Consider the following 25,131-nt stretch of genomic DNA (forward strand, 5'->3'; position numbering starts at 1 on the left):
CGGATTTTACATGACCCTGAACAATCGTAGCGGCGCAAAAACGGCTTCGTTTGGCGTGATCCTGATATTGTGGGTTCTGATCGCGGTGGTAGGGGTTAGTGCCCGGCCGTTATTACCCGTTGATGAAACCCGTTACCTGTCGGTGGCGTGGGAAATGTGGGTGCATCATAACTGGCTGGTGCCGCATCTGAACGGTGAACCATATGCGCATAAACCGCCTTTGCTGTTTTGGTTAATCAATGCCAGCTGGGCGGTTTTCGGCGTCAATGATTTTACGGCCCGCCTGATTGCCCCGTTATTTGCCGGGCTTAACCTGATCATGGTGGCAGTACTCGCCAAACGTATCTGGCCTGACAAAACAACGATTGCACATGTGGCACCGATGTTTCTGGTCGGGGGGACGTATTATGCCGGGTATGGCACGCTAACCTATTTTGACATGTTGCAATGCTTTTTTGCCTTGCTGGGGTGGTATGGCGTTTTTGTTGCCCGTGATGGCGCTGCAAAAAAAGGCTGGATTATAGCGGGCATCGCAATCGGCCTTGGCGTTTTGGCCAAGGGGCCGGTGATTTTGCTTTATGTTTTGCCTGCGGCGGTTTTTGCGCCGCTCTGGCACAAAAGCTGGTCTGGTTTATCGGTTGGCGGGCAAAAAGCGGCCCGGGCCGGGGGGGGCAGCAAGACTGCTTCTTCGTCCGGCCCTGTTACAAATAACGCGTTGGGCATGGATCGTGGTGGCAACACATTCACCGGGCGCGGTGCCTATAAGCGCTGGTATGCGGGGATGGGGCTTTCGGTCCTGCTTGGTGCGGTTATTGCCCTTTTATGGGCGGTGCCTGCTGCCGTTTTTGGCGGCGATGTTTACCGTAATGCCATTTTCTGGGGGCAAACAGCGGGCCGTATGGTCGATAGCTTTGCCCATGTTGAACCATTTTATTATTACCTGGTTGCTTTACCGGCCATGTTGCTGCCGTGGATGTTCTGGGGCGGGCTGTGGCGGTCGGTAATCGGGTTTGGCTGGCGTAAAGATTTGGATGCCGGGTTACGGTTCTGTCTTCTGGTCGCGGTCTTTTTGCTGGTGGCCTTTAGCCTGATCTCAGGTAAGCGCGTTCATTATATTTTGCCGGTTTTACCGTTGGTGTCGCTGATTTTTGCCCGCGTTATTGCCGATTTGCCAACCCGGCGAATTGATCAGGTTCCGTTAGCGGTATTCGTGATCATACTGGGTGTGGCAGGCTTGGCTGCACCGTTCCTGCCGGGCTTTTTTGACAAGATTCCGGCATGGGTTGGTACACTCGATGGCTGGTGGGGGGCATTCTTGCTGGCAGCCGGTATTGCTTTGGTGCTGTTGCAGGCACGGCGCGTTGCCACCGTCGGTGTTATTGCCGGGGTTAATTTGTTGCTGGTAGCGATGGTGTTTATGATTGCGGCACCCCGTTTGCAAACCGATTACAATATGCGCCCGATGGCCGTGTATTTGAAAAGCCAGCAGCAGGCAGGGCATGATGTTGCCTATTGGGGCAAGTATCATGCACAGTTCCAGTTTTTAGGGCGGCTTGAGAAGCCAATTCCGGTGTTGCTGGCGGCTGATGAAGTACGTGACTGGGTTGATGCCCATCCGAATGGCGAAATTATTGCCCGGCGTGACAACCCCATAACGGGTTCCAAACAGCCCCTCGCACGGTTTGATTACAAAAATGACCATCTGGTAATTTGGGACGCGGGCACCGTTAAAAGTGACCCGGAAGGTGTTCTGGCGCGTTAGGATTTTAATTTCGCAACCGTCCGATCCATTTGTAAACAGGCAGTGCCAGGGGGTGCTGCCTGTTTTATTTTGGGACCATTTCAAATGTGATGTGCCGAAAATGTGAAATTTCGGCACGGTACTGGCGCATCCGGTTTTACTGACCTACCTCAAAGGCAATCGCGTATCGGCCGCGCCGTCATTTACGGCGAATGATCCGGAAAACCCGGGTCTTTGATCGTTGCGCTAACGATAATGCCAAAACAACAAGGAGGCCCTATGAGCCAGAATCTTAGTATTGAAACACCTGATGGTACATTTAATGCCTATGTGGCCAAACCGGCAATATTGCCAGCCCCGGTTGTTGTGGTCATTCAGGAAATATTCGGTGTGAACGCGGTGATGCGCGGTGTTGCCGATGAATATGCCAAATTGGGCTATATTGCCGTTTGCCCTGATTTGTTCTGGCGGATTGAACCGGGTATTGAACTGACCGATAAAACCGATGATGAATGGCAAAAGGCATTTGGCTATTTGCAGAAATTTGATGCCGACAAGGGCGCAGAAGATATTCAGGCAACCTTGACGGCAGCACGCGCCTTGCCTGACGCCACCGAAAAAGCGGCGGTTGTTGGTTATTGCATGGGCGGGATGATGACATATCTGGCCGCTACGCGTACCGATGGTGATGCCTTTGCATCCTATTATGGTGCCGGAATTGATAATTATCTGGGTGAAGTCGGAAATATTAAAAAGCCGCTGATCATGCATCTGGCCGGGCAGGATGAATTTATTCCGACCGAGGCGCAGGATAAAATCAAAGCCGCCGTTAAAGATAAAACCGACGCCACGATTTATCAGTACCCGGATCGTAACCATGCTTTTTGTCGCAAGGGCGGCAACCATTATGATGAAAAAGATGCAGCAACAGCAAATGCCCGGACAGCAGAGTTTTTGAAACAAAACCTTGCCTGAGCGGATTTGATATTACCGTTTAATGTAATACCCCCCTTCCAGTCAGGACGGGGGGTATTTGGTTTTTGCTATGGGTTATTGTCTTTGCTTAACCTTCGCTCAGTGCGTCAATTTCCTGACGATGGGCATGTAATTTGTGGAAAATGGCATAGCGGCGGTCGTGGTCTGCCTTGGCGCTGGTATCGGGTGTTTTAACCGTGTCAGCCGCCGCCATTGATTTTGAAGCTGCCTTAAGCCCGCCTTCCGGGTCAAGTGCTGCTGCCGCTAGCATGGCCGAACCCAAAAGTACCGGTTCAGGGCATTCGGACATGACAACTTCGCAGCCTGTGACATCGGCGTAAAGTTTGACCAGAACCGGGCTTGCCGTGTGGCCGCCACTAAGATGGATATAACGAATGTCATAGCCGGTTGCATTAAGCGCATCGATGATATGGCGGGTGCCATAGGCGATAGCACAGGCAGTTGCCCAATACAGGTCGAGAAAGCTGTCTTTACTCTGGTCAAGTGACAGGCCGCTAATCACCCCCAGTGCTTCGGGGTCGGCAAGGGGCGAACGATTACCGTGGAAATCGGGTAACATATGCAGGCGCGGGGCCAGGTCGGCCTTTTCCATCATACGGGGCAACAGTTTTTCGCCTGCCAGACGGTGGGCATCACGGCCCATGTCGCGGGCAAAGGGATGCATGGCACAAATATGGTCCAGCAAGGCCCCCGTGGCTGATTGCCCACCTTCGTTCAGCCACAGCCCCGGGGCAACAGCACCAAAATAAGGCCCCCAAACGCCTTTGATAAAGCGTGGTTCAGCCGACAAGGCCATATGGCAGGTCGATGTCCCCGCAATCATGGCGAAGCGTTGATCAAGATTGCGACCCAAATGCGCGCCAAGCGTGCCCAGCGCACCGGCGTGGGCGTCAATCAGGCCGGCACCAACCATGCAATCGGTATTTAAGCCCAGTTCCGTTGCTGCCTTGGCCGACAGTTTGCCAACCGGTGTGCCGACAGCAACCGCGGGGCCGTCTATGCCGACTTTTTCAATAAAATCGTCAAGCCCGACGGATGACAGGAAATCCTGGTTCCACGGGCTATCTTCATGGGCAAGGTGCGTCCATTTGCATGTGACGGTGCAGCAGGACCGGGCATTGTCGCCGGTTGCGCGGAAGGCCAGAAAATCGGCCAGGTCGTAGGCCGCGGTCATTTTGCTCCAGACGGCAGGACTATGGCGTTTTAGCCACATCAGTTTGGGGATTTCCATTTCCGGTGACATGGTGCCACCGATATATTCCAGAACTTTTGATCCGGTGGCGGTGCATTGTTCGGCTTCGCGGGTGGCGCGATGGTCCATCCATACAATGACATCCCAGTTTGCCGGTCCATCAGGGGAAACCGGCAAGGGTTGATCATTGGCACCGCGAATAACCAGTGAACAGGTGGCATCAAAACCGATTGCCGATACTTTGCTGCCATCGACGCCGGATTTTATCAGGGCATCCTGAACCGATTTACAAACCGATTGCCAGATATTTTCAGAATCCTGTTCGACAAAATCAGGGCGCGGGCGATTCATTGCGATCGGGTGGGATGCGCTGCCCAAAAGTTTGCCAGTGCCATCAAACACGCCAGCACGCGCACTGCCGGTTCCCACATCGACACCAATAATTGCTTTATCTTTCAGGGTCATGGCGATTATATCCTCCCGCCTTTTGACGTTGTTTTCCCGAACCACGCTTATACCCGATCCGGTGCGCCCAACAGAAGGATAGTCTGCCTTCTTGCGCTGTTATCGGGCAAATTGAACAAAAGACCATCAATTGGTCAAATGTTCATTTTTGTTGACGCGAATATTCTCGATTGGATAGGGTTTAAGAATTAAAAAAATAACGTCCGAGAAACAAATGCAAAGCAAACCCGTGACCCCTGCGTCGCGCATTGAACTGCCCGCCGCGATCAAGGCGGTCCTGTTTGATTGCGATGGTGTGCTGGTGAATAGCGAACCCATTTCGTTATCGACCCTGGTTGATGTTCTGGCCCATTTTGGGGCGCCGTTATCAGGCGAGGAAGTTGCCCGCCGATTTACCGGTCGTTCCAGTGCAGCGCCGATTGAACATATCCATAATGAAACAGGCCGCGATGTAAGCGCGGAATTCAAACCGTATTTTTATGATCGGCTGTTTGTGCGCTATGAAACCGAACTGTACAAAATTACCGATATTGATAATGTTTTGGCAGCCCTGAAAAAGCGCGGTATTCCGTTTTGCATTTCGTCAAGCAGTTCAGTCCAGCGCCTTGAAACCACCATGCGTATTACGGGTTTGGGGCACTGGTTTGGCAGTCGCATCTATAGTGCCGATTTTGTCCAAAATGGCAAACCCGCACCGGACCTGTTTTTACATGCCGCCAATGATATGGGGTTTGATCCCGCAGGGTGCCTGGTGATTGAGGATTCCGTTGCAGGTGTTCAGGCTGCAATTGCAGCAGGAATGACATGCTGGGGGTTTGTTGGCGGGGGGCATTATGAGGGAACCCGTGATGTCGCCACGCAACGCCTGATCGAGGCAGGTGCCCACCAGGTATTTGAAAATATGGTTGATATTGCCGTGGCTATTGCCCGTTAACGGTTTTGTATTGTGGGACGCGCGTTGCGGCGTGACGGGTGGGTGTCATATTAACGATGCTGCGTGTCATAGCGATAGACGGCAGTCATTAATAATGGCGTTTGTTTCGTTTATGCCAGAAAATCAGCGATCAACTGTCCCCAGTTGCGCACATCATTTACATGTTTGGCGACATGCAATTTTGCACCGGGAATGATGCCGGCAAGGCGTTCGGCCGAGGCAATGGGGTGGGTGGGATCACTTTCCCAGGCCAGTATCAATACCGGCAGGGCCAATTTGGCAATAGCGTCGGCGGATGGCAGGTCGGATTGCCCCGCGCCGCGCAGGATGGAAGGTAACAGATTTCTGTTAACTTCAACCGGAAATTCGGGCAGGTCGGTGAAAATGGGGGGCGGGGCCATATTTGCAACCAACGCATCAACGGCGGGTTGTCCGTCGCGTTCAATTGTGGCTGCGGATGTTTCATATACCGATGCCTGCGCCTTGCGGGTTTCCCATGCGGTTGGTGGTGCCGTTAAAATCAGTTTGGAAAATCGCGAAGGCGTCGTTGTTGCAGCATGAAGAATGGTCGCTGTGCCCATTGAACAGCCAATTGCACAAACCGGTTGATCCGGTGACGCCTGATTAGCAACAGCGAGAAAATCGCCCGCCAGATGGCGCCAGGTAAAATGGGCAGCAACGGCTTCGGCCATAGAACGCCCATGTCCGCGCGCATCATAACGTACCAGCCGCGATCCAGCGGCAGTAATCGGCGCGAAATTGTATATGCCTTTTTGTTCCAGTGAATAACTGTTCGACATAAGACCATGCGCCCAGATCACGGCGGGCCCGGTGCTTTCTTCCGTCCAGGCAAGGGTTGCGTCATCGCGGGCAAGGTGATGTTCGGCAAGATGTTTTACTGTCATCAAGGCGGGTTCCGTGGCGGGCAATGGGATGCCCATGACTATGGGCCAATAAAGATTAATCTTTATTATAATCGATGATTGGTAAAGATATGACAACGCCCGTTACAGGGTGCTGATTGTTGTTTTTGGGCGGACAACAAAAACCCGCCCATATGGTGATGTGTCGGGCTTTACCGGGTTAAGAAGCGTGAGCGGTGCCGTTGGTGACAACGTAACGATAAACTTATCTGTTCCGCAGCAGGCTTTGATAACGGGTCTGACTTTGGCTAAGATGTTCGCGCATGGCTTCACGGGCCCCTTCGGCATCACGCAGCGATATGGCATCGTAAATGCGATGGTGTTCAGCCAGAATTTTTTCCATATAGGCTTTCTGGTCTTCGGCCTCGGTCGGTTTGCGGCGTAACTGGGCGCGAGGAATGGTCTTGTCGCCCAGATATTCCAGAAACTCGCCATAGCGGCGGTTATTGGTCGCATCGGCAATCGCGCGATGAAATTCATAATCAGCTTTTTCTGCCGGGCTGCCGGACTGAACCTGAAATTCCATTTCGCGTAGTGCTTCGTAAATTTTAGCCTGTTGCGCAACCGAGCTTCGGGCGCAGGCAAGGCCCGCGGCCTCGATTTCGACGGCCATGCGTAATTCCAGAATTTCCAGAACATCGGAAATCTGCGCAAAATCAACATCAAAAATCGATCCGGTATTTTTACGCGGTGCCGGGGCCAGCACAAAAACGCCTGCGCCCTGGCGCGGTTCAAGCAAACCGTCGGCCTTAAGGGCTGCAATAGCTTCGCGGACTACGGTTCGGCTTACGCCAAATTGTTCGGTCAGGGCCGGTTCGGTCGGCAGTTTCGAGCCTGGCGTCAGATTGCCACTTTCAATTTCACGACGCAGGCTGGAAATAACCTTTTCGGTCAGTGAAACTTTACGTTGTGCTTTTTGCGGGGCGGTATTGTTCATGGAATCTCTTTAACTGACGTTTGCATGCCATATAATTGACAGGCGGCCTTTTGCTTAAACGCGATAAATCGTTTATGGCTAAAGTCATAGTATGATTTAACGATATATGGGACTGATTACCATGCAAAAAAAGCCAATACAGGAAATGTTTTGGGAAAGCGGTGATTTTCGACTGGGTTTTCTGCCATTTGGCGGGGCAATTACCCGGTTGGAATGGTGCCGCCCAGATGGGGCCGGTTACGCGCATTTGTTGCGCCCGTCTGATCAATCTGCATTGGAATCGGGTAATCCATCATATCTTGGCTGTTTTCCAATGGTGCCGTTTGCCAACCGTATGGCCTTTTCGCAGTTCGAGTTTGATAACCGTGTTATTGGCGTACCGGCAAATCGTCCGCCGGGGCCGCACGCCATTCACGGTTTTTCATCGCGCGAGGAATGGGTGGTTGGCAAAAGCGGCGAAACGACCTTGCGGTTGGAAACTCGCCATGCCGACATTCACAATAACGGATTTGATTATGCGGCCTGGCAGGAATTTCGGGTTCGGGATGGTTTCCTGGAATGGGAACTGGGCGTGCAGCATTTGGGGCAAGGTGCGATGCCCTATGGGATTGGCCTTCATCCATGGTTTTATGCGACGGAAGATGTTGAAATCGAATTTATTGCCGAAGGGTGCTTTAACACTGATGACGATATGCTGCCGGTTGCGGCCACTGTTGTTGATTTAAGTCGTGACTTTTCTGCGCCCAGGGTCGCCCGTCGCCATCGGGGGCTGGATTGTCATTATAGTGGTTGGGATGGGGCCGCGCGAATTTTGTGGCCCGAAGCTGGTATGGTTTTGTCACTTGGCGCGTCAACAACGCTGCGCAATATGCAGCTTTATTTACCCAGGGATGGCGGGGCTGTGTGCCTGGAGCCGGTGTCGCATGTGCCAAATGTTCATAACCGGGTGGATTTTAAAGAATTTGGTGATGTTCTGGTGCTGGCAAAAGGCCAAAACCTGATCGGCACCGTAACGTTGGCACCTGAATTGCTAGCGCGTGTGTGAAGGTGCCTGATAAGTGCTGGCTAATTGGGTTGAAATGATAAACGGGCCCGTTGATACGGGCCCGTTTGCTGTTTCAGGCCGGATAAAATCTGTGCCGTAACGCTTATCGGGTGGCAGCACAGGGTTAGTGAATTTCAGGGTCTTCAATCGGGGCAGTCCCGGTCAGGAAATCAAAGTCGCATCCTTCATCGGCCTGGGTGATATGGTTGGCATACATACGGCCATAACCCCTGCCATAATCGCGGCTGGGCGGGTTCCACTGTGTCAGCCGTGATTTGATTTCATCATCGCTTAATTCGACATGGATGCTGCGATTTTCAATGTCGACCGAAATCATGTCGCCAGTTTGAACCGCAGCCAACGGCCCGCCAATATAGCTTTCAGGGGCGACATGAAGGATGCAGGCACCATAGCTGGTGCCGCTCATGCGGGCGTCGGATATGCGCAGCATATCGCGGACACCCTCTTTCAACAGTTTTTTGGGAATGGGTAACATACCCCATTCGGGCATCCCTGGCCCGCCAACGGGCCCGGCATTTTGCAATACCAGAATATGATCTGCGGTAACGTCCAGGTCATCGCGGTTGATTTGGGCATTCATGTCGTTGTAATCGCGAAAAACCAGGGCCGGGCCGGTGTGTTTTAACAGGCGCGGATCGGCGGCACTGGGTTTCATCACACAGCCACGTGGGGCGATGTTGCCATATAAAACGGCAGTGGCACCAGCACTGTAAATGGCGTTTTCCGTACTCCGGATGACATCGGCATTATAAATCGGGGCCCCTGCAATATTATCGCCCAGGGTTTTGCCATTGACCGTCATGCAATCGGTATCAAGGTGGGTTCTGATGTTTTTAAGCAAACCGATCAGCCCGCCGGCATAAAAGAAATCCTCCATCAGAAATTCGCCAGATGGGCGCAAATTGGCAATTACGCCCATGCGCCGCGATGCGGCTTCAAAATCTTTCAGGCCAATATCAAGACCTGCCCGTTTTGACATGGCAATCAGATGCGGGATGGCATTGGTTGACCCGCCCAGTGCCATTTGCACCGTCAGGGCATTTTCAAATGAACCCCGGGTTAAGACGTCCGATGGTTTGCGGTCCTGCCAGATCATTTCAACAATCTGTTTGCCGGTATTGGCCGCCATCCGGGGATGGCCGGAATCCGGTGCCGGGATAGAGGATGCATTGGGCAGGGTAAAGCCCAGTGTTTCGGCAAGAGATGTCAGGGTGGAGGCGGTGCCCATTGTCATGCAGTGGCCATAAGACCGGGCAATACCGGCTTCCATTTCTTCCCACTGCGCCTGGCTGATATTGCCAGCTTCTTTTTCCGCCCAGTATTTCCAGACGTCAGATCCGCTGCCAAGGGTTTTACCACCCCAGTTGCCGCGCAACATTGGCCCGGCAGGCATCAGGATAGCGGGTAAATTCATGCTGATGGCGCCCATGAGCAGGGCGGGGGTGGTTTTATCGCAACCACCCATCAAAACAACACCGTCCACCGGGTGGGATCGCAACAGCTCCTCTGTTTCCATTGCCAGCAGGTTGCGGTAAAACATGGTGGTGGGTTTAACATAGGTTTCGGCAAGTGAAATTGCCGGAAGTTCGACCGGGAAACCACCTGCTTGCAAGATGCCGCGTTTAACATCTTCAACCCGGTTTTTAAAATGGGCGTGGCAGGGGTTTATGTCGCTCCAGGTATTGACGATGGCGACAATCGGCTTGCCTTTGAAGTCGTCAATCGAATATCCCATTTGCAACATGCGTGACCGATGGCCAAAGGCGCGCAGGTCCTCCACACCAAACCAGCGATGGCTTCTCAGCTGCTCGGGCGTTTTTTTCCTCTCCATGATCCCTCTCGATTCTTGTAAAATTTTATAACAGGATGGTGATCGTCAATGCGGTATGGTTCAAGCAGAACTCGCTATGTGCGGGCAAAATTAATTTAAATCCGTGTATTTGATGGCGTTGTTCTGATTGTCGGGCTTTACCCGCCTGTCATTTGGCGTTAACTTCCTGCAACGATAATTTACAAGATGACAAGTTGGTTCAGGGGCACGCCATGGCGGGATTGAAACTTAAAATTCAGAAACGCGAAAAGCTGGCAGATCAGCTTTACGGGCAAATTCTTGAACAGATTGTATCGGGCAACCTTGCCGAAGGGGCAAAGTTGCCATCGGAGAACGAAATTTGCGCATCGTTTGGGGTTTCGCGCCCGGTTGTGCGCGAGGCCCTGCGCAAATTGCAAACTGATGGTCTGGTATTTGCCCGTCAGGGGGTTGGTTCGTTTGTTAAAAAGCGTCCACCCCAGGGATTGATAGAATTTGCCCAGGCCAGTGATGTTGCGGGTTTGTTGCGCTGTTTTGAAGCCCGAATTGCCATTGAAGGGGAAACGGCGCGCCTTGCCGCTGAACGTGCCGGAACGCGCCACCATAAGGAAATCGAATATGCCCTGCGTACGCTGGAGCAGGGCATTGGCAGTGGCGGTATTGCCAATGAGGCCGACTTTGACTTTCACCTTGCTATTGCCCGGGCCAGTGGCAACGATATTTTTGTTACCATGCTGAATTCGCTTCATACCATCATCGCCAGTTCAATGGGGGTCGCCCTGAGCATTACGCGCACGGGCTCAAAAGAACGGATGCAAAAAGTGTTTAGTGAACATCAGCAAATTTTCGACGCCATTCTAAGTCGGGATTCTGCCGCGGCAGATTTGCTGATGCGGTATCATTTGATGCAGGCCCGTCAGCGCGTTACCGATCATGCACGGGACCGTTAATTTACAGGTTGCGCTTAAAGCCGGTCGTTACTCCGGTGCTTGCCCGAAGGGGCGGTCATCGGGTTTTATTGGTAACGCCATTTTGTCGCCGTGCATAAGGTCATGTTAAGTGCCTGGTAAACATGGCGTGCCAGATAAAGTGGCCTGGCACGCCTGCATTTTGCTCAGGCAGCGTTATTTGCAGCAAGAAGTTCTTTTGACGCAACTTCAAGGTCTGCCAATACCTTGGGATCGTCGATGTTTGACAGATACGGGTACATTGGCCCTGTATCAGCAATACCAGCTAGGCGGACAGCTTCGTGCAGGATGCGCAAGGGCGAAAATCCGTCGCGTAGATCCTCCAGTGCAATAAATTTATCGCGAATGCTGGCGGCTGTGGTGACGTCACCGGCCTGAAGAGCTTTTAGCATTGCGGTTGACAGTGCTGGCGCGACACAAACCGAACCGGATGTGAAGCCGGTTAATTTAAATTCCATCAAATGTTCAATCGCCGGGCGTTCGCCAATGCCGGAAATAATGCGATCTGTACCGGCATAGCCAACCAGTTCGGTCAGGAAAGCGTCAATTGACGGGTTTTCACGCACAGCGGCGTATTTTACCGCACAGGCAACACCATCGGCCAAAAGATCGGCCACCAGACGCGGTGTCAGGTAATTGTCGGATTTTACATATACAATCAGCGGTTTGCCATACGCATCGGCAAGGTGGCGGATACCCTCGTTTACACCTTTTGGTGTCGACGGGAAATTTAAAGGTAGTGCCATGGCTGTTGGAAAGTCACGATGTTTCAGGATGTTGACCTGGTCCAGTGCCTTGCCGTAATCGGCACCAATGGATGGGATAACCCAGTCATCCTCGCCAACCCAGCTTTCGAGCTGGGTCAGAACTCCATCGTATTCGCCAACCGATATGTTGTAAAAATTGGCGTTGCCGCCATACATGAAGGTACTGACACCGCCTTTTTTCAAGTGGTTGACCAGTTTTTTGTTTTCTCCGTCCGGCACACTGAAATCGGCAGCGCGCGCCAGTGGTGGGACGGAAAGGATCGATTTCCCCAGATCTGCCGAGGTGACGGCACTTGTTTTCATTGTTACCTCCGTGATGTCTAGTTGTATTTTTAAATTACAAGTTTGCGCTTGGCAATCTCTTTTCCCCGGGAGGACGGCATATGCCGAAAGAACGAGTGTTATATTGTTGATTTTGTTTAAGATAAAAATGAAGGATCGTTGTTGGGAACGTGACGTTTGTAAGGGTGATACCCGGTTGTGAACCGGAACGTTGTTTCAAATAAACTAACAACATTGACAAGTTTCGGTGCGGGGGGCATGACAGAAGCAAATATATTGTAATGACATGTGATGAAAACAGGAGCGCGGAATGGCAGTACATAAACAGCAGCAACTACCCGATGTGGATATTGCTGTGCGCGAACGTTTTGTCCTGGGGGAATGCCCGAACTGGGATGCGGAAAATAACCGGTTGTTGTGGGCTGATATCATGGATCAAAAAATCCATGCTTTGTCGTTGGTCGATGGTGCGCGGCAAAGTTGGGGTTTTGAAAGTGAAGTCGGGTGTTTTGGCCTGACTGACAAGGGACGTTGGGTGGTGGCGCTGAAAAGCGACGTTATCCTGTTTGATCCCGAAACCGGGGCGCGCGAAAAGATTGCTTCGGTTGATGGGAATAACCCGATGAGCCGGACAAACGATGGAAAAATCGGGCCAGACGGGGCATTCTGGATTGGCACGATGGATCAGAATGCAGAAAAGAAACCTGTGGCCGGGTTGTACCGGGTAACGGGCGATGGCACCGTCGAGCATAAAGTTGGCGGTGTTAAAATATCCAACGGGTTGGCGTGGTCGCCCGATGGACGTGCGATGTATCATTCCGATTCGCGCGGGCCGTGGGTTAACCGATGGGAGTTTGACCCGCAAACAGGGGATATTGCCAAATGTGCCCGGTTTCTCGACCTTGATGACACATTGGGGCGGCCAGATGGGGCGGCAACCGACATAGAGGGATGTTATTGGAGTGCAGGGGTTTCCGCCGGAAACCTGAACCGTTTTTCCCCTGACGGTACATTGTTGATGTCTATACCTGTTCCGGCACCTAGCCCGACAATGCCCTGTTTTGGCGGGCCGGATATGAAGACAATCTTTCTGACCAGCCTGACGGAGAATTATGATCAGCAAAAGCTGGACGCTTATCCCGAAGCAGGCATGGTGTTTTCATTACGTGTCGACGTGGCAGGTGTGCCAGTCACTAAATTTCGCGAAGCATAATCTTTGAAACAGGTCTGCCTATCCAGACCCGGTTTTGCCGGGAATGCAGGGCGGATTTGCAATGGTTAAGGCCAGCAACCGGACAAAAATTGTCGGGTTGCTGCCTTTTTTGTGCAGAAGTTGCCCCCTTCTTGGGGGCAGTTCGATTGCGGGGACTTATCACGCATGATTCAATGCGGTCGGACAGTGTGGTTTGTGTGGTGTAATCGGCTTTTTGGTGTGGATTTATGCGAGAAATGCCTGGGATGAAAAAACGTAGGCTGGGTAGTTGTTAATGATTCATCATCATACTATTTAACAAGATGAAATCTTTATGCAGGGTTCTTTCAAAGCATAAATTCCATTTAACTAATTGATATAAAGTTATTTTATGTGAAATTTGTCAGGTTATGGAAAGATCGTTCTATAATATAACAATTGACATAAAGATATGATGAGTTGTTAAATTTCCCTACAAGAATACGAAACAAGAAATTTGGGGATGGAAATGGATTTTTCCGAATTAAAGTCAGCGATCGGGCAGGGGCTGTTGTCCTTTCCAGTCACGCCGTTTGACGCGGAACAACGCCTGGATATTGAAGGGTATCGCGCCCATGTTTCATGGTTGGCGCAGTACCCTGCGGCGGCGTTGTTTGCGGCAGGGGGCACTGGCGAGTTTTTTTCGTTAACCCATCGCGAAGTGGTTGAAACCGTAAAGGCAGCAAAGGATGTTGCCGGTAAAACGCCGATCATTGCCGGGTGTGGATATGGAACGGCAATGGCGATTGAACTGGCGCGGGACTGTCAGGCTGCCGGCGCGGACGGCTTGTTGCTGCTACCACAATATTTGATTGGGGCAGAGCAGGCCGGGCTTTATGACCGGGTGAAAAAGGTTTGTCAGTCGGTTGATATTGGCGTGATTGTTTATAACCGTGACAATTCGATCCTGAGTGCGGAAACGCTGGCGAAATTGTGCGAGGAATGCCCAAACCTTGTCGGTTTTAAAGACGGGCACGGGAATGTGGAACTTGTAACCCGTATTTGCACCCTGATGGGGGATCGGCTTAGTTACATTGGCGGGATGCCAACGGCAGAAGTTTATGCCAAGGCCTATAAGGCGGCTGGTGTGACGACGTATTCATCTGCAATTTTCAATTTCTTACCGGCACAGGCCCTGACCTTTTACGATGCGCTATGTGCCGACGACGATGCAACGATGAACAGAATGTTGCGCGAGTTTTTCTATCCATATCTGGCCATCCGCGATCGCGGCAAAGGATATGCTGTTTCGATTGTGAAGGCAGGAATGAAAGTTATCGGCCGCGATACCGGGCCAGTACGATCCCCTTTAACAGACTTAAGCGCGCAAGAAGTAGCCATGCTGACTGATGTTATCGCGACAGCCTTTGGCACAGAGGTGGTGAACTAACAGGCTGCCAGATTGGTTAAATGGCTGTTTTGCTGCCGTTTGCCCCCCGACGGTGCCACAATAAAAACCCGGCCCGTCATTTGTTTTGAAAACGTATAAACACTGTCTTGTAATTACAAGTTACAAGTTGTACGCTTTTCTCACAACAAGAAGGCCCCGAACACGGGGAAGGTTTATCCGACGATTAACGTCACGGGAGGATTCCTATAATGAATAAATTCTTGAAGACCACGACCCTGACCCTTGCTGCTTGCGCGTTTAGCGCATCACTTGCTGCTGGTTCGGCCTATGCCGGTGAATGGCGCGGCTGGAATATCCACCCGCCGGGATACCCGGTAACCATCGGCATGGAAAAATTTGCTGAAATTATCAAGGAAAAGTCGGGCGGGGAACTGTCGGCAAAGGTATATAATAACGGCGTTCTGGGCGATCAGCCCGATGCGATTCAGCAGGTTCGTCTTGGGGGGCTGGACTGGGCGGAATTTAACCTTGGGCCGCTTGGCGAAGTTGCACCGGAAGCAAACGTCGTTTCGCTGCCGTTTATTTTTAACAATATGGATTCCATGCATAAGGTGATGGATGGACCGGTTGGTGAAAAAATTTCGGCGGGCCTTGAAAAGGTCGGTTTGCAGCCGCTGGCATATTATGATTCAGGGGCGCGGTCATTTTATAATACCAAACATCCGATCGAAACTCCGGCGGATATGAAGGGCCTGAAGTTTCGGGTCATGAGCAACGATCTTTATGTGCAGATGGTTGATGCCCTGGGCGGCAACGCAACACCGATGCCGTATGGGGAAGTGTTTCAATCCCTGAAACTTGGTGTGATCGACGGTGCGGAAAACAACTATCCGTCTTATGATTCCTCGGGGCATTATGAGGCGGCCAAATATTATTCGGTCACCCAGCATCTGATCTTGCCGGAATGCCTGTGCATGAACAAAAAGCTGTATGATGGTCTGTCGGATAAAGACAAGAAAATCGTCAATGATGCCGCTATGGAATCAGCGAAAGTTCAGCGCGTTGCATGGGCGGAAGGGGCTGAAAAGTCCCGCAAGGAAGTTGAAGCTTCGGGCGTGAAAATCAACGAGATCAAGGATAAATCGGCTTTTCAGGCGGCAATGAAGCCGATCTATGACAAGTTCATGGAAGAAAATCCCGATGTGGCTCCGCTGGTCAAGGCGATCCAGGATGCCCAGAAATAAGATGGTCTGATTAACCGGGGCGGCGAAATATTCGCCGCCCCTTTTGTTCCTTCCCTGATTAATTATCATTTCCAGATGGCGGCGCAATGCTGACGCAATGTACCCGAATGCTTGATCGCCTTGGCGCGGTTCTGGCAAAAATTCTTAATCTGATCGGCGGTATCGCGCTGGTTTTGCTGATCCCCAGTTTTGCCTGGCTTGTGTTCGGGCGCTATGTCCTGAATTCAACGCCAACCTGGGTTGAGCAGGTTTCCCTGTTATTGATGGTGTTTATTACCTTTCCTGTGGCGGCTGCCGGGGTTCGGGCAAACAACCATCTTGCTGTTTCCTATGTTCGGGATTCCATGCCGCCGCGGGTTTCGGCTGTTTTGGCCATCATCAGTTATATCGGTATGGCGGTGTTTGGGTATTTCATGGTTGATAGCGGCCTTTTACTGGCCAGTTTCAACTGGACCAAAAGCATTCCAATTATCCATATCTCGGACGGTTGGCGTTTTACCCCGATGGTTTTATGCGGCTGCGGCATGGTGTTTTTTTCAATTGTCCACATCTTGCGCATTTTGTGTGGCTGGCAGAAAATTTCCGAAAGTACCTTTTACAGTGACGACCTGCTTGACGAGGATGCGAATTAAATGGGCATGACACTTCTTTTGGGGCTGTTTGCGCTGGGTATTGTCATCGGTATGCCGGTGGCCTTTGCGCTCGGTCTGGCGGCCCTTTCGGCGTTCTTTTACGAAGGTTTGCCGCATTTCGTCGCCTTCCAGCGCCTGTCATCCGGGGTTGGTACTTTTTCATTGCTCGCTATTCCGTTTTTCATTTTTGCCGGTGAATTGATGCTGCACGGGGGCATAGCCAACCGTCTGGTGCAATTTGCCACGGCCCTTGTCGGCAGTCGCCGTGGCGGGCTTGGCATTGTGAACGTGTTTTCGTCCATGCTGTTTGGCGGTATATCGGGCTCGGCTGTTGCTGATACCTCGGCGCTGGGATCGATCCTTATTCCGATCATGAAAAAAGAAGGCTACCGTGCTGATTATGCCGTGAATGTCACTGTAACATCGTCAATCGCAGGCATCATGATCCCGCCTAGTCACAATATGATTTTGTATGCCGTGGCGGCTGGTGGCGGTATTTCGATATCCAGGCTATTTATGGCCGGGGTTGTGCCTGGCGTGCTGATGTGCGTGTTGTTGGGGTTTGCCGCCTGGATTGTCGCGGTGCGCCACGGGTATCCATCAGTGCCGTTTCCCGGCTGGAAAGTGGTCGGCCAAACCGCCATTCGCGCATTGCCGGGCTTTTTTACCGCCGTCATTATTGTTGGCGGTGTGTTAAGCGGTATTTTCACGGTAACAGAATCAGGTGCGATTGGCGTAGCCTATGCCATGGTTGTTACCGGGCTTGTTTATCGGGAACTCACCTGGGAAGGTTTTGTTACTGCGGTTCGCCAGGCATCGAAAACAACCGCGCTGGTTATGATCCTGGTGGGGTGTGCCGCCGCCTATGGTTATATGCTGGCGTTTTATCAGGTGCCCGAGGCATTGGCCGGTTTTATCACCAGCTATACCCAGAACCCGACCATGATCCTGCTTTTGATCAACGTTATGTTGCTGGTGGCAGGTATGGTCATGGATATGGCGGCCCTGATCCTGATTTGCACGCCGATCTTTTTGCCTTTGGCGGTGCAGTTTGGTATGGATCCGATCCAGTTCGGCATGGTTTTAATGATGAATTTGGGGCTTGGTCTGTGTACACCACCTGTTGGATCGTGCCTGTTTGTGGGCTGCGCCATTGGCGGAGTAAAAATTGAAAAAGCGGTTTTAACGATCTGGCCGTTTTATCTGGCAATTCTCGTGGCGCTGGCATTGACGACATATGTTCCTGCCGTGTCGATGACATTGCCCAATCTGGTTTTTGGTAACTGATTGTTGCCGATATTTGACTGAAATTTACGAACAGGGGATCGTTATGAAACGGCTTCTCATCACCGGTGCAGCTGGTAATCTGGGTAAAATTTTGCGCGACGGCCTTAAGGGTTATGCCGATGTGCTGCGTCTGTCTGATATTGTCGATATGGGCGATGCCGGGCCAAATGAAGAAATCGTCAAATGTGATCTGTCAGACCGCGCTGCTGTGCATGAACTGGTCAGGGATTGCGATGGCATCGTGCATTTGGGTGGCATTTCAATTGAAGCCGCATTTGATGATTTGCTTCAGGCCAATTTCCTTGGCACCTATAATATTTACGAAGCGGCACGCAAACACAGTGTAAAACGCATTATGTTTGCCAGTTCCAACCATGCTATCGGGTTTCACAAGCGTACAGAAATGTTGGATGAAAAGGCTGAATTGCGGCCAGACAGCCTGTATGGCGTAACCAAATGTTATGGCGAGGCCCTCGCAAGTTATTATTACGACAAGTTTGATGTTGAAACGGTCAGCGTGCGCATCGGTTCGTGCTTTCCTGAACCCAAAGACCGTAGAATGCTGTCCACCTGGATGAGCCCGCGTGATTTTATTTCGTTGATTGAAGCAATTTTTAATGCGCCGATGACCGGCCATACTGTGATGTACGGCGTTTCGCCCAATAAAACCGTGTGGTGGAAAAATGATCATGCGGCATTTATCGGCTGGCAACCGCAGGATAGCTCGGAAGCATTCCGCGCCGATGTCGAGGCCAAATTCCCCGAAGAAGACCGCCACGATGCTGCTGTGATTTATCAGGGCGGGGGCTTTGCCGCCCGTGGCCATTTCGAGGATTGATCACCACAGGGTTTGCACCTGGCGTGCGTGTTAAATGCCAAAACAAATCGGGGCCTGCCTTAATCCATGGCAGGCCCCAAGCTGTATGTGTCCCAAATATTTCATAGCGGGGGTGATTTATTCGGGTTTTGTATCTGTCACCAGACGGAAACCAAGGTGGGCTGGCGGCGCACCAACAGCACATCCACCTCGTGCCGGGTCCCTGACAAGATAGGGAATAACGGCGATATGTTCCCCGGCCACAATATAGGCGGGGCATCGGTCATTATTTGTTGGGGCGTTGTTGCCTGCATAACAATCGTTGGTCCATTCCCATACACTGCCATCAAGGTCGACAATGCCTTCGGCAGTTGTTGAAAAACTGCCCTGATCGCGTAAAAAGCGCGGCGTTAACCCTTCAGTGAGATAGGCCGAAGCCCACCTTAAATCAGGATTGGTAAAAATCGGGTCGTGCTTTTTTGGCAGGGCGCTGCTTGCCATAAATTCCCATTCCGGTTTTGTCGGCAGGCGAAAAATGTGCCGGGAACTGGTATTCACCCAATCAAGATATTGTGCGATATCAAGGTGGTTCAAACCGGTTGCAGGCACTTTTTCCGGGTCGCGCCCGGCAGGTGGACGCAGGCTTTCGCTGCAGGCACCATCGCTGTGACAGGCATTCCATTCAGCGATGGTTATTTCGTATTTCTGAACATAAATTTTATGCCCGTCGGGCAAGGTTACCGGCTGTTCAGCCATTTGCGGAACATATCGTAAATCGATGCTGTAATCTTTACAGGCGGCGCCAACCAACATGAAGGCCGCCAGCACCCCGGCAATGCCGATGCGTTTTGCAAGGAAACCAGGGGGGCTGGCGGCGGTTTTCATCTGTGATACCGTTCTGTTTTTCAGGCCTTAATCGGGCGTGGCGCAATAACCTGTTCCATCAAATTGTTGTCCCATTCACCTTCGACAACAAAATGTGCGGTTGCGCCCAGAAGGGCGGCTTCGATCAGGTTGTGGTTGACATAGGCGTAGACGCCGGGCTGTTTGAACGTATACATGGCCGCCCCGGCACTGCCGCCGCGGATGAACCATGTTTCAAGCCCGGTTTGCGGGGCATCGCCAAACGCGCCGGTTTCCCACACATAATCACCATGCCCGCCAATCATGTGCGGCCGGGTGTCGCGGTTTGCCTGGTTATGAATGATCAAAACCGTTTCGCCGACCTTGGCACGCAAGGCATGATCGCCCGTCAATGCCCCAACCGCCCCGTTGAAAACAGAATGGGTTGGCGTCAGGGTGCGCATCGCATCAATGCTGTCCGCATAATCATCGCCTGCGGCCTTATAGGTTTTATAATCACCGTTTTCGTCGCGCGGCAGATAAAAATCCTGTTCGCCGACATAGGCAATGCTGTCATAGCGAAGCGCCTTGCCATCGCGGTCCTTTAAGCCGTCGCGCGGTAAAATCATCACGGCACCGTTCATGCCATGTGTGACGTGATAGGGGATCATCGCACCGCCGGGTGCGCAGTGATAAGTGAAAACACCGGGTTTTGTTGCCTTAAAGCGCAAAACGGTTTCTTCGCCGGGGTAAACGTGGGTCAGCCCGCCGCCGCCAAGGGCACCAGTTGAGGCATGGAAATCAATGTTATGTTCCATTGCGCTGCTGGCAGGGTTGCGCAGCGTCAGTTCGATATAATCCCCTTCATGGGCAATGATGATGGGGCCGGGGACCGATCCGTTATAGGTTAGGGCCCAAATGCTGGCCCCGGTGTCTTCGTCAACAGTCAGCAGTCTTTCATCAATCGTCATCGTGACTTCAATGATTTTCGGGTTCCCGGTTGCGACCTGTTCGTGTTTGGGGGCAAAGGGCGGGGCGACAAGTTCCTGTTTGACGCGGGTATAGCCGGTCAGGTCGGCAGGTTTTGCTTTCGCCTGGCTGTTGGCTTCGGCTTTTGCCAGATGCAAGGGCACATTGCGCGGGGTTACCAGTTTGGGACGGGCGGCGATGGGTTGGGCGTTGGCACTTGTCACAAGTGTGGCAGCAGCGGCCCCTGCCAGAAACCCGCCTCGCAGCATGTTGCGACGGTTGATTTTCAGGACTTCAGGATCAAACAGTTTACGCATTGGTGCCTCCAGTAATTCAATTTTGCAGCGCGAGTGCAACGTGATGGTGGTATGTGAAAGGGGCCGTATCAGAATTTTGCAAGTTGGGCTTCGAACCGTGCCTTCGCCTTGGGCGGAATACGACCAGCCAGGAAATCTTCGGGGGCGTTTGCGACGTCGCCGACAACGATTGTCATCACCATGCCCATTGCATAGTGGGGTTTGCATTCGATGCCATAGACCCCGCTAGTATCAAATGTAACGTCAAGTTCCTTGCCCAGGCGTCCTGCAAATGGTTCTGCGCCAGCCGGGGTCATGTTTTTGATGCTTTGGGCGTTATGGCCTTTGTCGGTCGGGACAAACTTAACCGTGTCGCCAGGCGCAACCCGCAAAAAGTCGGGTTCGAAAACCATGGTTTGGTCGCCGTTTTTATTCAGCATTTTGACCTCAAAGGTGTCGGCCAGTGCGGTTCCACCCATGAATGCAGTAAAAAGAACTGCTGCGGTAATTGTTCGAAGCATTTTCAGACCCTTTCGGAGTTATTTTTCGTTTCCTGGGGTGAAAATACGCTGTGGACGGATATAAACTTTGCGCTAGCACAACCTTTGTTGCGAAATTTGTGGCGACAGTTACAACAGCTTATGAGAGTTTCCATTTCGCAAGGGGGCGATGGACAGGTCATGGACGATTATATTGCGCAGAGGTCACTGACCCGGCTTGATGAAAGCCTGCTTACCCATATTCCGCCGTTTTCGCTGCTTTCACATGAGCAGATTCGCGAAATCCTTGATCAGGCCACGGTGCGTCGTTACGGCGAAGGCATAACGGTTTTTAACGAGGGAGACCCCGCCGACCGTTTTTTTATGGTGCTGGATGGTTATATTCGGGTTGTGCGGGTAACACCGGCGGGTGAACAGATTATTTCGCTGCATATTCCCAGTGGGCAGTTGTTCGGCATTGCCCGGGCGATTGGCCGCGAAACCTATCCGGCAACAGCCATTACCGCGTCGGAAGCAATTATTCTAAGCTGGCCCACAACCGTCTGGGACCATTTTGTCGTCAGTTATCCCGGATTTTCATCCGAGACGTATAAAATTTTGGGTCTGCGGATGGGCGAGTTGAATATGCGCGTGGTTGAAATGGCAACACAACAGGTTGAACAACGCGTGGCCAATACGCTGTTGCGGCTGGTGAACCAGACCGGGCGCAAGGTGGCAGACGGAATCGAAGTTGATTTTTCCATTACCCGCCAGGATCTATCGGAAATGACGGCAACCACCTTGCACACGATCAGCCGGTTGTTAAGTGCCTGGGAAAAGCACGGTCTGGTGAAAAGCCGTCGTAAACATATTGTTGTTAGTAACCCCCAAGGCCTGGTCGCGTTGGCGCGCGATCACGGGTAAATCGGATCAGGCATTAGGGGCCGTGGCCGTGCGCATGGGCATTGGGCCTGTGTTATTGGCGGCGGGCAGATAAAATCAGGAAATAGGCCGTGCCAATCAATGCGGCAATAAGCCCGGTGGGCAATTGCTGGGGGTACAGCATGTTGCGGGCCAGCCATTCAGCCACCATCATGACATTAGCCCCGATCAGGATAGCACCAATCAAATGTGCGCCCGCCAGCCTGAAACCGGCAATACGGGCCAAATGTGGTGCCATTAACCCGACAAAGCTTAGCGGCCCGACCAGCAAGGTTGATACTGCTGCCAATATGGCCGCCGCCATCATCATGGCCAGACGGAATAACGATATTCCAAGCCCTAGCGACACCGCCTGGTCAGCCCCCATCGATGCCAGTTCCAGCGGGCGGCGCGCCAGTAAGGTTAACAGCGTAAGGACTGCGGTAATAAAGGCAACAGCGATTACTTCGTCCATTCGCGTAAAATAGGTTGTGCCAGCCAGCCAGGAAATCAGCATGGTGGCCTTTGTGCCACTATGGGTTAAGGCAATGCGTACGACTGAACCCAGAATGGCGGTAATCGCCAGGCCATTAAGCAACAGATAATGGGGTGCATGGGTAAAATTGCGGCAAAGACCTAATAATACAAGCAGGGCAATAATTCCGCCAATGGCGCCGATCATCATTAAATCGGTTCGCCCTTCAAACCCGAAGTAAACCATCGCGATAATCATCGCCAATGCCGTTGCTGAACTGACACCGGTTATTTCGGGGCTGGCCATGGGATTATGCCCCACCCGTTGAATAAGCGTACCTGATACAGCAAGTGCGGCCCCGCAGACAATGGCCGCCAGGGTGCGCTGGGCGCGGTCGCCAAGGGTGCTGTTTAAAGTGAACAAATCCGAAATCGGGGTGAAGATAACCTGGCTTTGCTCGTTTAGTGAAACCATCAACGACAGCGCCAGCCCCATTAGCAGCACCGCAAACAGAACGGCCATTAACATGTGTTTGGGGGCCAGACTATAATCTGCCGGGTGATCCTGTCTGTTGGCATTGCCATCGGGCATGATGCGGGCTTTGCGCAGGATAACAATCACAAATGGCGCGCCGATCAGGGCGGTGGCAGCCCCGGTTGGAAAAATATCGCCACCAGTGCCGGAAAACTGGCGCAGAACATAATCAATCAGCAACAGGCTGCATCCACCAATCAGCAGCGACATTGCCAGTAATGATTTTGACCGGTTAAAACCCAGAAAACGCAAGGTGGCGGGAACAGCAAGGCCGATAAAACCAATCATGCCGACGGCCGAAATGATGCTGGTGGTAACAAACACTGCCAGGGTTAAAATCGCCAACCGAAGCCATTTTACCGGCGCGCCTAACGAATTGGCGGTATCATCCCCCAGGGCCAGAATATCAAGCGGCCGTACAAGCGCGAAAATGGCGATGATGCCCAACACCAGCCGCGGAGCCAGATAAAAGGTTGAATCCCAACCGTTTTGGGCCAGGTCGCCCGCCCCCCACATAAAAATTGAATCCAGATATTGCTGGTGAAACAGCATGAAAATTTGCGTTGCCGAATGCAGCAGTAAATTGACAATCATACCCGCCAGGATCAGCCACAGGGTGGCATTGCTGCGCCCTGATGCAATGAGATAGACCACGCCGAGCGCCACCATGCCACCGGTAAGGGTGAATATATCCTGATACGGGGCAAGGCTTGCCGGGGCCATCACCAGAAAAATGGTTAAAGCCAGTTCAACCCCGGCACCCACGCCCAATGTCGTTGGTGATGCCAGAGGATTGCGGAAAATGGTCTGGATTGCGCCGCCGGCCACAGCCAGGCCTGCCCCGCACATAAAGGCCATAACGGTGCGGGGCAGGGTGCTGAAATGGAAAAATATTTGATCAAATCGGGTTTCGTCGGGTTTAAACAGGGCTTGCCATGCGGTGCTGTTTTGTAAAAAAGGCAGCAGATCGGCGAAGATGCTGGCCACTGCCAATAGAATAAACAGGGCAGAAACCACAATTGTGACATGGGCCGGGCGCATGATCATCTATAGGGGCCATTTTCAATTTGTGTTGCCAGCAAATCGGCAAAGCGCATGGCCGAATAAAGGCCCCCGTATGTCCAGACAGGCGGTATTTGATAAACCCTGTTATTGCGGGCAAAACCCTGCATCTTCCACAGTGGCGATGTCAGAATGCGTTGGCGTACTGGGGCCGGTGTTGGTTCGATAAAGGCAATGGTGTCTTTGGCAAAAGGTGCCAAAAGCTCCAGTCCGCCGCGGGCGAAACCCCAGCCTGTGGTTTCGCCATTATATGCGGTGGGAATGTTCATGGCCGCCATGACCGTATTGGGAAGAGACGGGGGGCCAAAAACATTGATTTGCGCGTCGGAATTGATGCGGATAACGGCGATCCGCTGGTCAGGGCCAAGAACAGCGCGGATGCGCGCGCCATCAAGGGCCAACGTGGCATCCACCTGTTTCAGAATTTCTTCGGCGCGCTGTTCACGGCCGGTTACGGCGGCAATTGTGCGCGTTGCCTTGCGGATACTGTCAAGGGCGGGCTGGTTGTTGTTATAGGTCGAAATTACAATGGTCGGGGCAATTTCCGATAACGCCTCATAGGCTGCCGCAAGTTCGCCACTGATGAGAATCAGGTCGGGTTTTGCGTCCCGCAGGGCTTCCATGTTTGGAGACTGTCGTTGGCCGATATTCACAAAATTGGCGGGCAGATCCGGTTTGACTACCCACTGGCGGTAATCGTCAGGGTCGGCAATTGCGACCGGGTTTATGCCCAGTGCGATGACAGTTTCAGTCAGGGACCAGTTGGTAACAGCGATCCGGGTCGGGGGTGTTTCAAATGTAACGCTGCCCATTTCATGCGTGTAGGTTGTGGCTTGTGCCAGGGCGGACAAAGGATGGAACGCCACAGCGCATATGGCAAAAATGGCAATTAGAAACGAACGGCGCATT

Annotated in this window: 22 protein-coding genes; 12 read left to right on the top strand and 10 right to left on the bottom strand. The window is 52.3% G+C overall.

Going from position 1 to position 25,131, the window contains the following annotated elements:
* Positions 1 to 10 precede the first annotated feature (10 nt).
* Positions 11 to 1,762 carry a glycosyltransferase family 39 protein gene (locus tag THS27_RS11750; protein ID WP_085591052.1) on the top strand — a complete coding sequence of 584 codons (1,752 nt, stop codon included), beginning with the start codon at positions 11 to 13 and terminating at the stop codon, positions 1,760 to 1,762.
* 258 nt (positions 1,763 to 2,020) lie between these two features.
* Positions 2,021 to 2,716 (top strand): dienelactone hydrolase family protein, encoded by a 696-nt coding sequence (locus THS27_RS11755; RefSeq protein ID WP_085591054.1) that lies wholly within the window; start codon positions 2,021 to 2,023, stop codon positions 2,714 to 2,716.
* 88 nt (positions 2,717 to 2,804) lie between these two features.
* Here THS27_RS11755 and THS27_RS11760 read toward each other — a convergent pair whose 3' ends face one another.
* Positions 2,805 to 4,394 (bottom strand): FGGY-family carbohydrate kinase, encoded by a 1,590-nt coding sequence (locus THS27_RS11760; protein WP_085591056.1) that lies wholly within the window; start codon positions 4,392 to 4,394, stop codon positions 2,805 to 2,807.
* 214 nt (positions 4,395 to 4,608) lie between these two features.
* On the opposite strand from THS27_RS11760, the gene THS27_RS11765 reads away from it, so the two are divergent.
* Positions 4,609 to 5,328 carry an HAD family phosphatase gene (locus THS27_RS11765; RefSeq protein WP_085591058.1) on the top strand — a complete coding sequence of 240 codons (720 nt, stop codon included), beginning with the start codon at positions 4,609 to 4,611 and terminating at the stop codon, positions 5,326 to 5,328.
* Positions 5,329 to 5,438: 110 nt separating this feature from the next.
* Here THS27_RS11765 and THS27_RS11770 read toward each other — a convergent pair whose 3' ends face one another.
* Positions 5,439 to 6,233: an alpha/beta fold hydrolase gene (locus THS27_RS11770; protein ID WP_085591060.1), complete on the bottom strand. Its 795-nt coding sequence runs from the start codon at positions 6,231 to 6,233 to the stop codon at positions 5,439 to 5,441.
* A gap of 223 nt (positions 6,234 to 6,456) precedes the next feature.
* Positions 6,457 to 7,188, bottom strand: a complete 732-nt coding sequence (locus THS27_RS11775; protein WP_085591062.1) for a FadR/GntR family transcriptional regulator — start codon at positions 7,186 to 7,188, stop codon at positions 6,457 to 6,459.
* Between the two features lie 121 nt (positions 7,189 to 7,309).
* Here THS27_RS11775 and THS27_RS11780 point away from each other — a divergent pair, with 121 nt between their 5' ends.
* A complete protein-coding gene (locus THS27_RS11780; protein ID WP_168184877.1) occupies positions 7,310 to 8,233 on the top strand; it encodes an aldose 1-epimerase in 924 nt (307 codons plus the stop codon).
* Between the two features lie 124 nt (positions 8,234 to 8,357).
* On the opposite strand, the gene araD is transcribed toward THS27_RS11780, so the two are convergent.
* Positions 8,358 to 10,085, bottom strand: coding sequence for an L-arabinonate dehydratase (gene araD / locus THS27_RS11785; RefSeq protein WP_085591066.1), 1,728 nt, complete (start codon positions 10,083 to 10,085; stop codon positions 8,358 to 8,360).
* A gap of 212 nt (positions 10,086 to 10,297) precedes the next feature.
* On the opposite strand from araD, the gene THS27_RS11790 reads away from it, so the two are divergent.
* On the top strand, positions 10,298 to 11,014 hold the full coding sequence (locus THS27_RS11790; RefSeq protein ID WP_085591068.1) for a FadR/GntR family transcriptional regulator: 717 nt from the start codon (positions 10,298 to 10,300) through the stop codon (positions 11,012 to 11,014).
* A 164-nt stretch (positions 11,015 to 11,178) separates the two neighbouring features.
* Here the strand turns inward: THS27_RS11790 and THS27_RS11795 are convergent, their stop codons facing one another.
* Positions 11,179 to 12,102 carry a dihydrodipicolinate synthase family protein gene (locus THS27_RS11795; protein ID WP_085591070.1) on the bottom strand — a complete coding sequence of 308 codons (924 nt, stop codon included), beginning with the start codon at positions 12,100 to 12,102 and terminating at the stop codon, positions 11,179 to 11,181.
* Positions 12,103 to 12,391: 289 nt separating this feature from the next.
* On the opposite strand from THS27_RS11795, the gene THS27_RS11800 reads away from it, so the two are divergent.
* From THS27_RS11800 to THS27_RS11825, 6 genes are all read left to right on the top strand, one after another.
* The gene (locus THS27_RS11800) at positions 12,392 to 13,294 is read left to right on the top strand and encodes an SMP-30/gluconolactonase/LRE family protein (RefSeq protein ID WP_085591072.1); all 903 of its coding nucleotides are present in this window, start codon (positions 12,392 to 12,394) and stop codon (positions 13,292 to 13,294) included.
* Between the two features lie 487 nt (positions 13,295 to 13,781).
* On the top strand, positions 13,782 to 14,702 hold the full coding sequence (gene kdgD, locus THS27_RS11805; RefSeq protein WP_085591237.1) for a 5-dehydro-4-deoxyglucarate dehydratase: 921 nt from the start codon (positions 13,782 to 13,784) through the stop codon (positions 14,700 to 14,702).
* A gap of 209 nt (positions 14,703 to 14,911) precedes the next feature.
* Positions 14,912 to 15,907, top strand: coding sequence for a TRAP transporter substrate-binding protein (locus THS27_RS11810; RefSeq protein WP_085591074.1), 996 nt, complete (start codon positions 14,912 to 14,914; stop codon positions 15,905 to 15,907).
* Positions 15,908 to 15,993: 86 nt separating this feature from the next.
* Positions 15,994 to 16,539: a TRAP transporter small permease gene (locus tag THS27_RS11815; RefSeq protein WP_085591076.1), complete on the top strand. Its 546-nt coding sequence runs from the start codon at positions 15,994 to 15,996 to the stop codon at positions 16,537 to 16,539.
* On the top strand, positions 16,540 to 17,826 hold the full coding sequence (locus THS27_RS11820; RefSeq protein WP_085591077.1) for a TRAP transporter large permease: 1,287 nt from the start codon (positions 16,540 to 16,542) through the stop codon (positions 17,824 to 17,826). It abuts the gene before it with no gap.
* Between the two features lie 43 nt (positions 17,827 to 17,869).
* A complete protein-coding gene (locus THS27_RS11825; protein ID WP_085591079.1) occupies positions 17,870 to 18,664 on the top strand; it encodes an NAD(P)-dependent oxidoreductase in 795 nt (264 codons plus the stop codon).
* Positions 18,665 to 18,781: 117 nt separating this feature from the next.
* On the opposite strand, the gene THS27_RS11830 is transcribed toward THS27_RS11825, so the two are convergent.
* The 3 genes from THS27_RS11830 to THS27_RS11840 all read right to left on the bottom strand — a co-directional run bounded on the left by THS27_RS11830 (position 18,782) and on the right by THS27_RS11840 (position 21,272).
* Entirely contained in the window at positions 18,782 to 19,528 is a 747-nt protein-coding gene (locus THS27_RS11830) for an SUMF1/EgtB/PvdO family nonheme iron enzyme (protein ID WP_085591081.1), read from the bottom strand.
* Positions 19,529 to 19,548: 20 nt separating this feature from the next.
* Complete coding sequence (gene nirK, locus THS27_RS11835; protein WP_085591083.1) at positions 19,549 to 20,772, bottom strand: copper-containing nitrite reductase; 1,224 nt, start codon at positions 20,770 to 20,772, stop codon at positions 19,549 to 19,551.
* 68 nt (positions 20,773 to 20,840) lie between these two features.
* Positions 20,841 to 21,272, bottom strand: a complete 432-nt coding sequence (locus THS27_RS11840) for a pseudoazurin (protein ID WP_085591084.1) — start codon at positions 21,270 to 21,272, stop codon at positions 20,841 to 20,843.
* Between the two features lie 159 nt (positions 21,273 to 21,431).
* Between THS27_RS11840 and THS27_RS11845 the strand changes: the two genes are divergently transcribed.
* Positions 21,432 to 22,154, top strand: coding sequence for a Crp/Fnr family transcriptional regulator (locus THS27_RS11845; RefSeq protein ID WP_139835559.1), 723 nt, complete (start codon positions 21,432 to 21,434; stop codon positions 22,152 to 22,154).
* Positions 22,155 to 22,206: 52 nt separating this feature from the next.
* On the opposite strand, the gene fhuB is transcribed toward THS27_RS11845, so the two are convergent.
* Positions 22,207 to 24,207, bottom strand: coding sequence for a Fe(3+)-hydroxamate ABC transporter permease FhuB (gene fhuB, locus THS27_RS11850; protein WP_085591086.1), 2,001 nt, complete (start codon positions 24,205 to 24,207; stop codon positions 22,207 to 22,209).
* Positions 24,204 to 25,130, bottom strand: a complete 927-nt coding sequence (locus tag THS27_RS11855) for an iron-siderophore ABC transporter substrate-binding protein (protein ID WP_085591088.1) — start codon at positions 25,128 to 25,130, stop codon at positions 24,204 to 24,206. Before THS27_RS11855 ends, fhuB begins: the two co-directional genes overlap by 4 nt.
* Position 25,131: the final 1 nt, after the last annotated feature.

The organism is Thalassospira sp. MCCC 1A01428 (assembly GCF_002115825.1).
Classification (GTDB): domain Bacteria; phylum Pseudomonadota; class Alphaproteobacteria; order Rhodospirillales; family Thalassospiraceae; genus Thalassospira.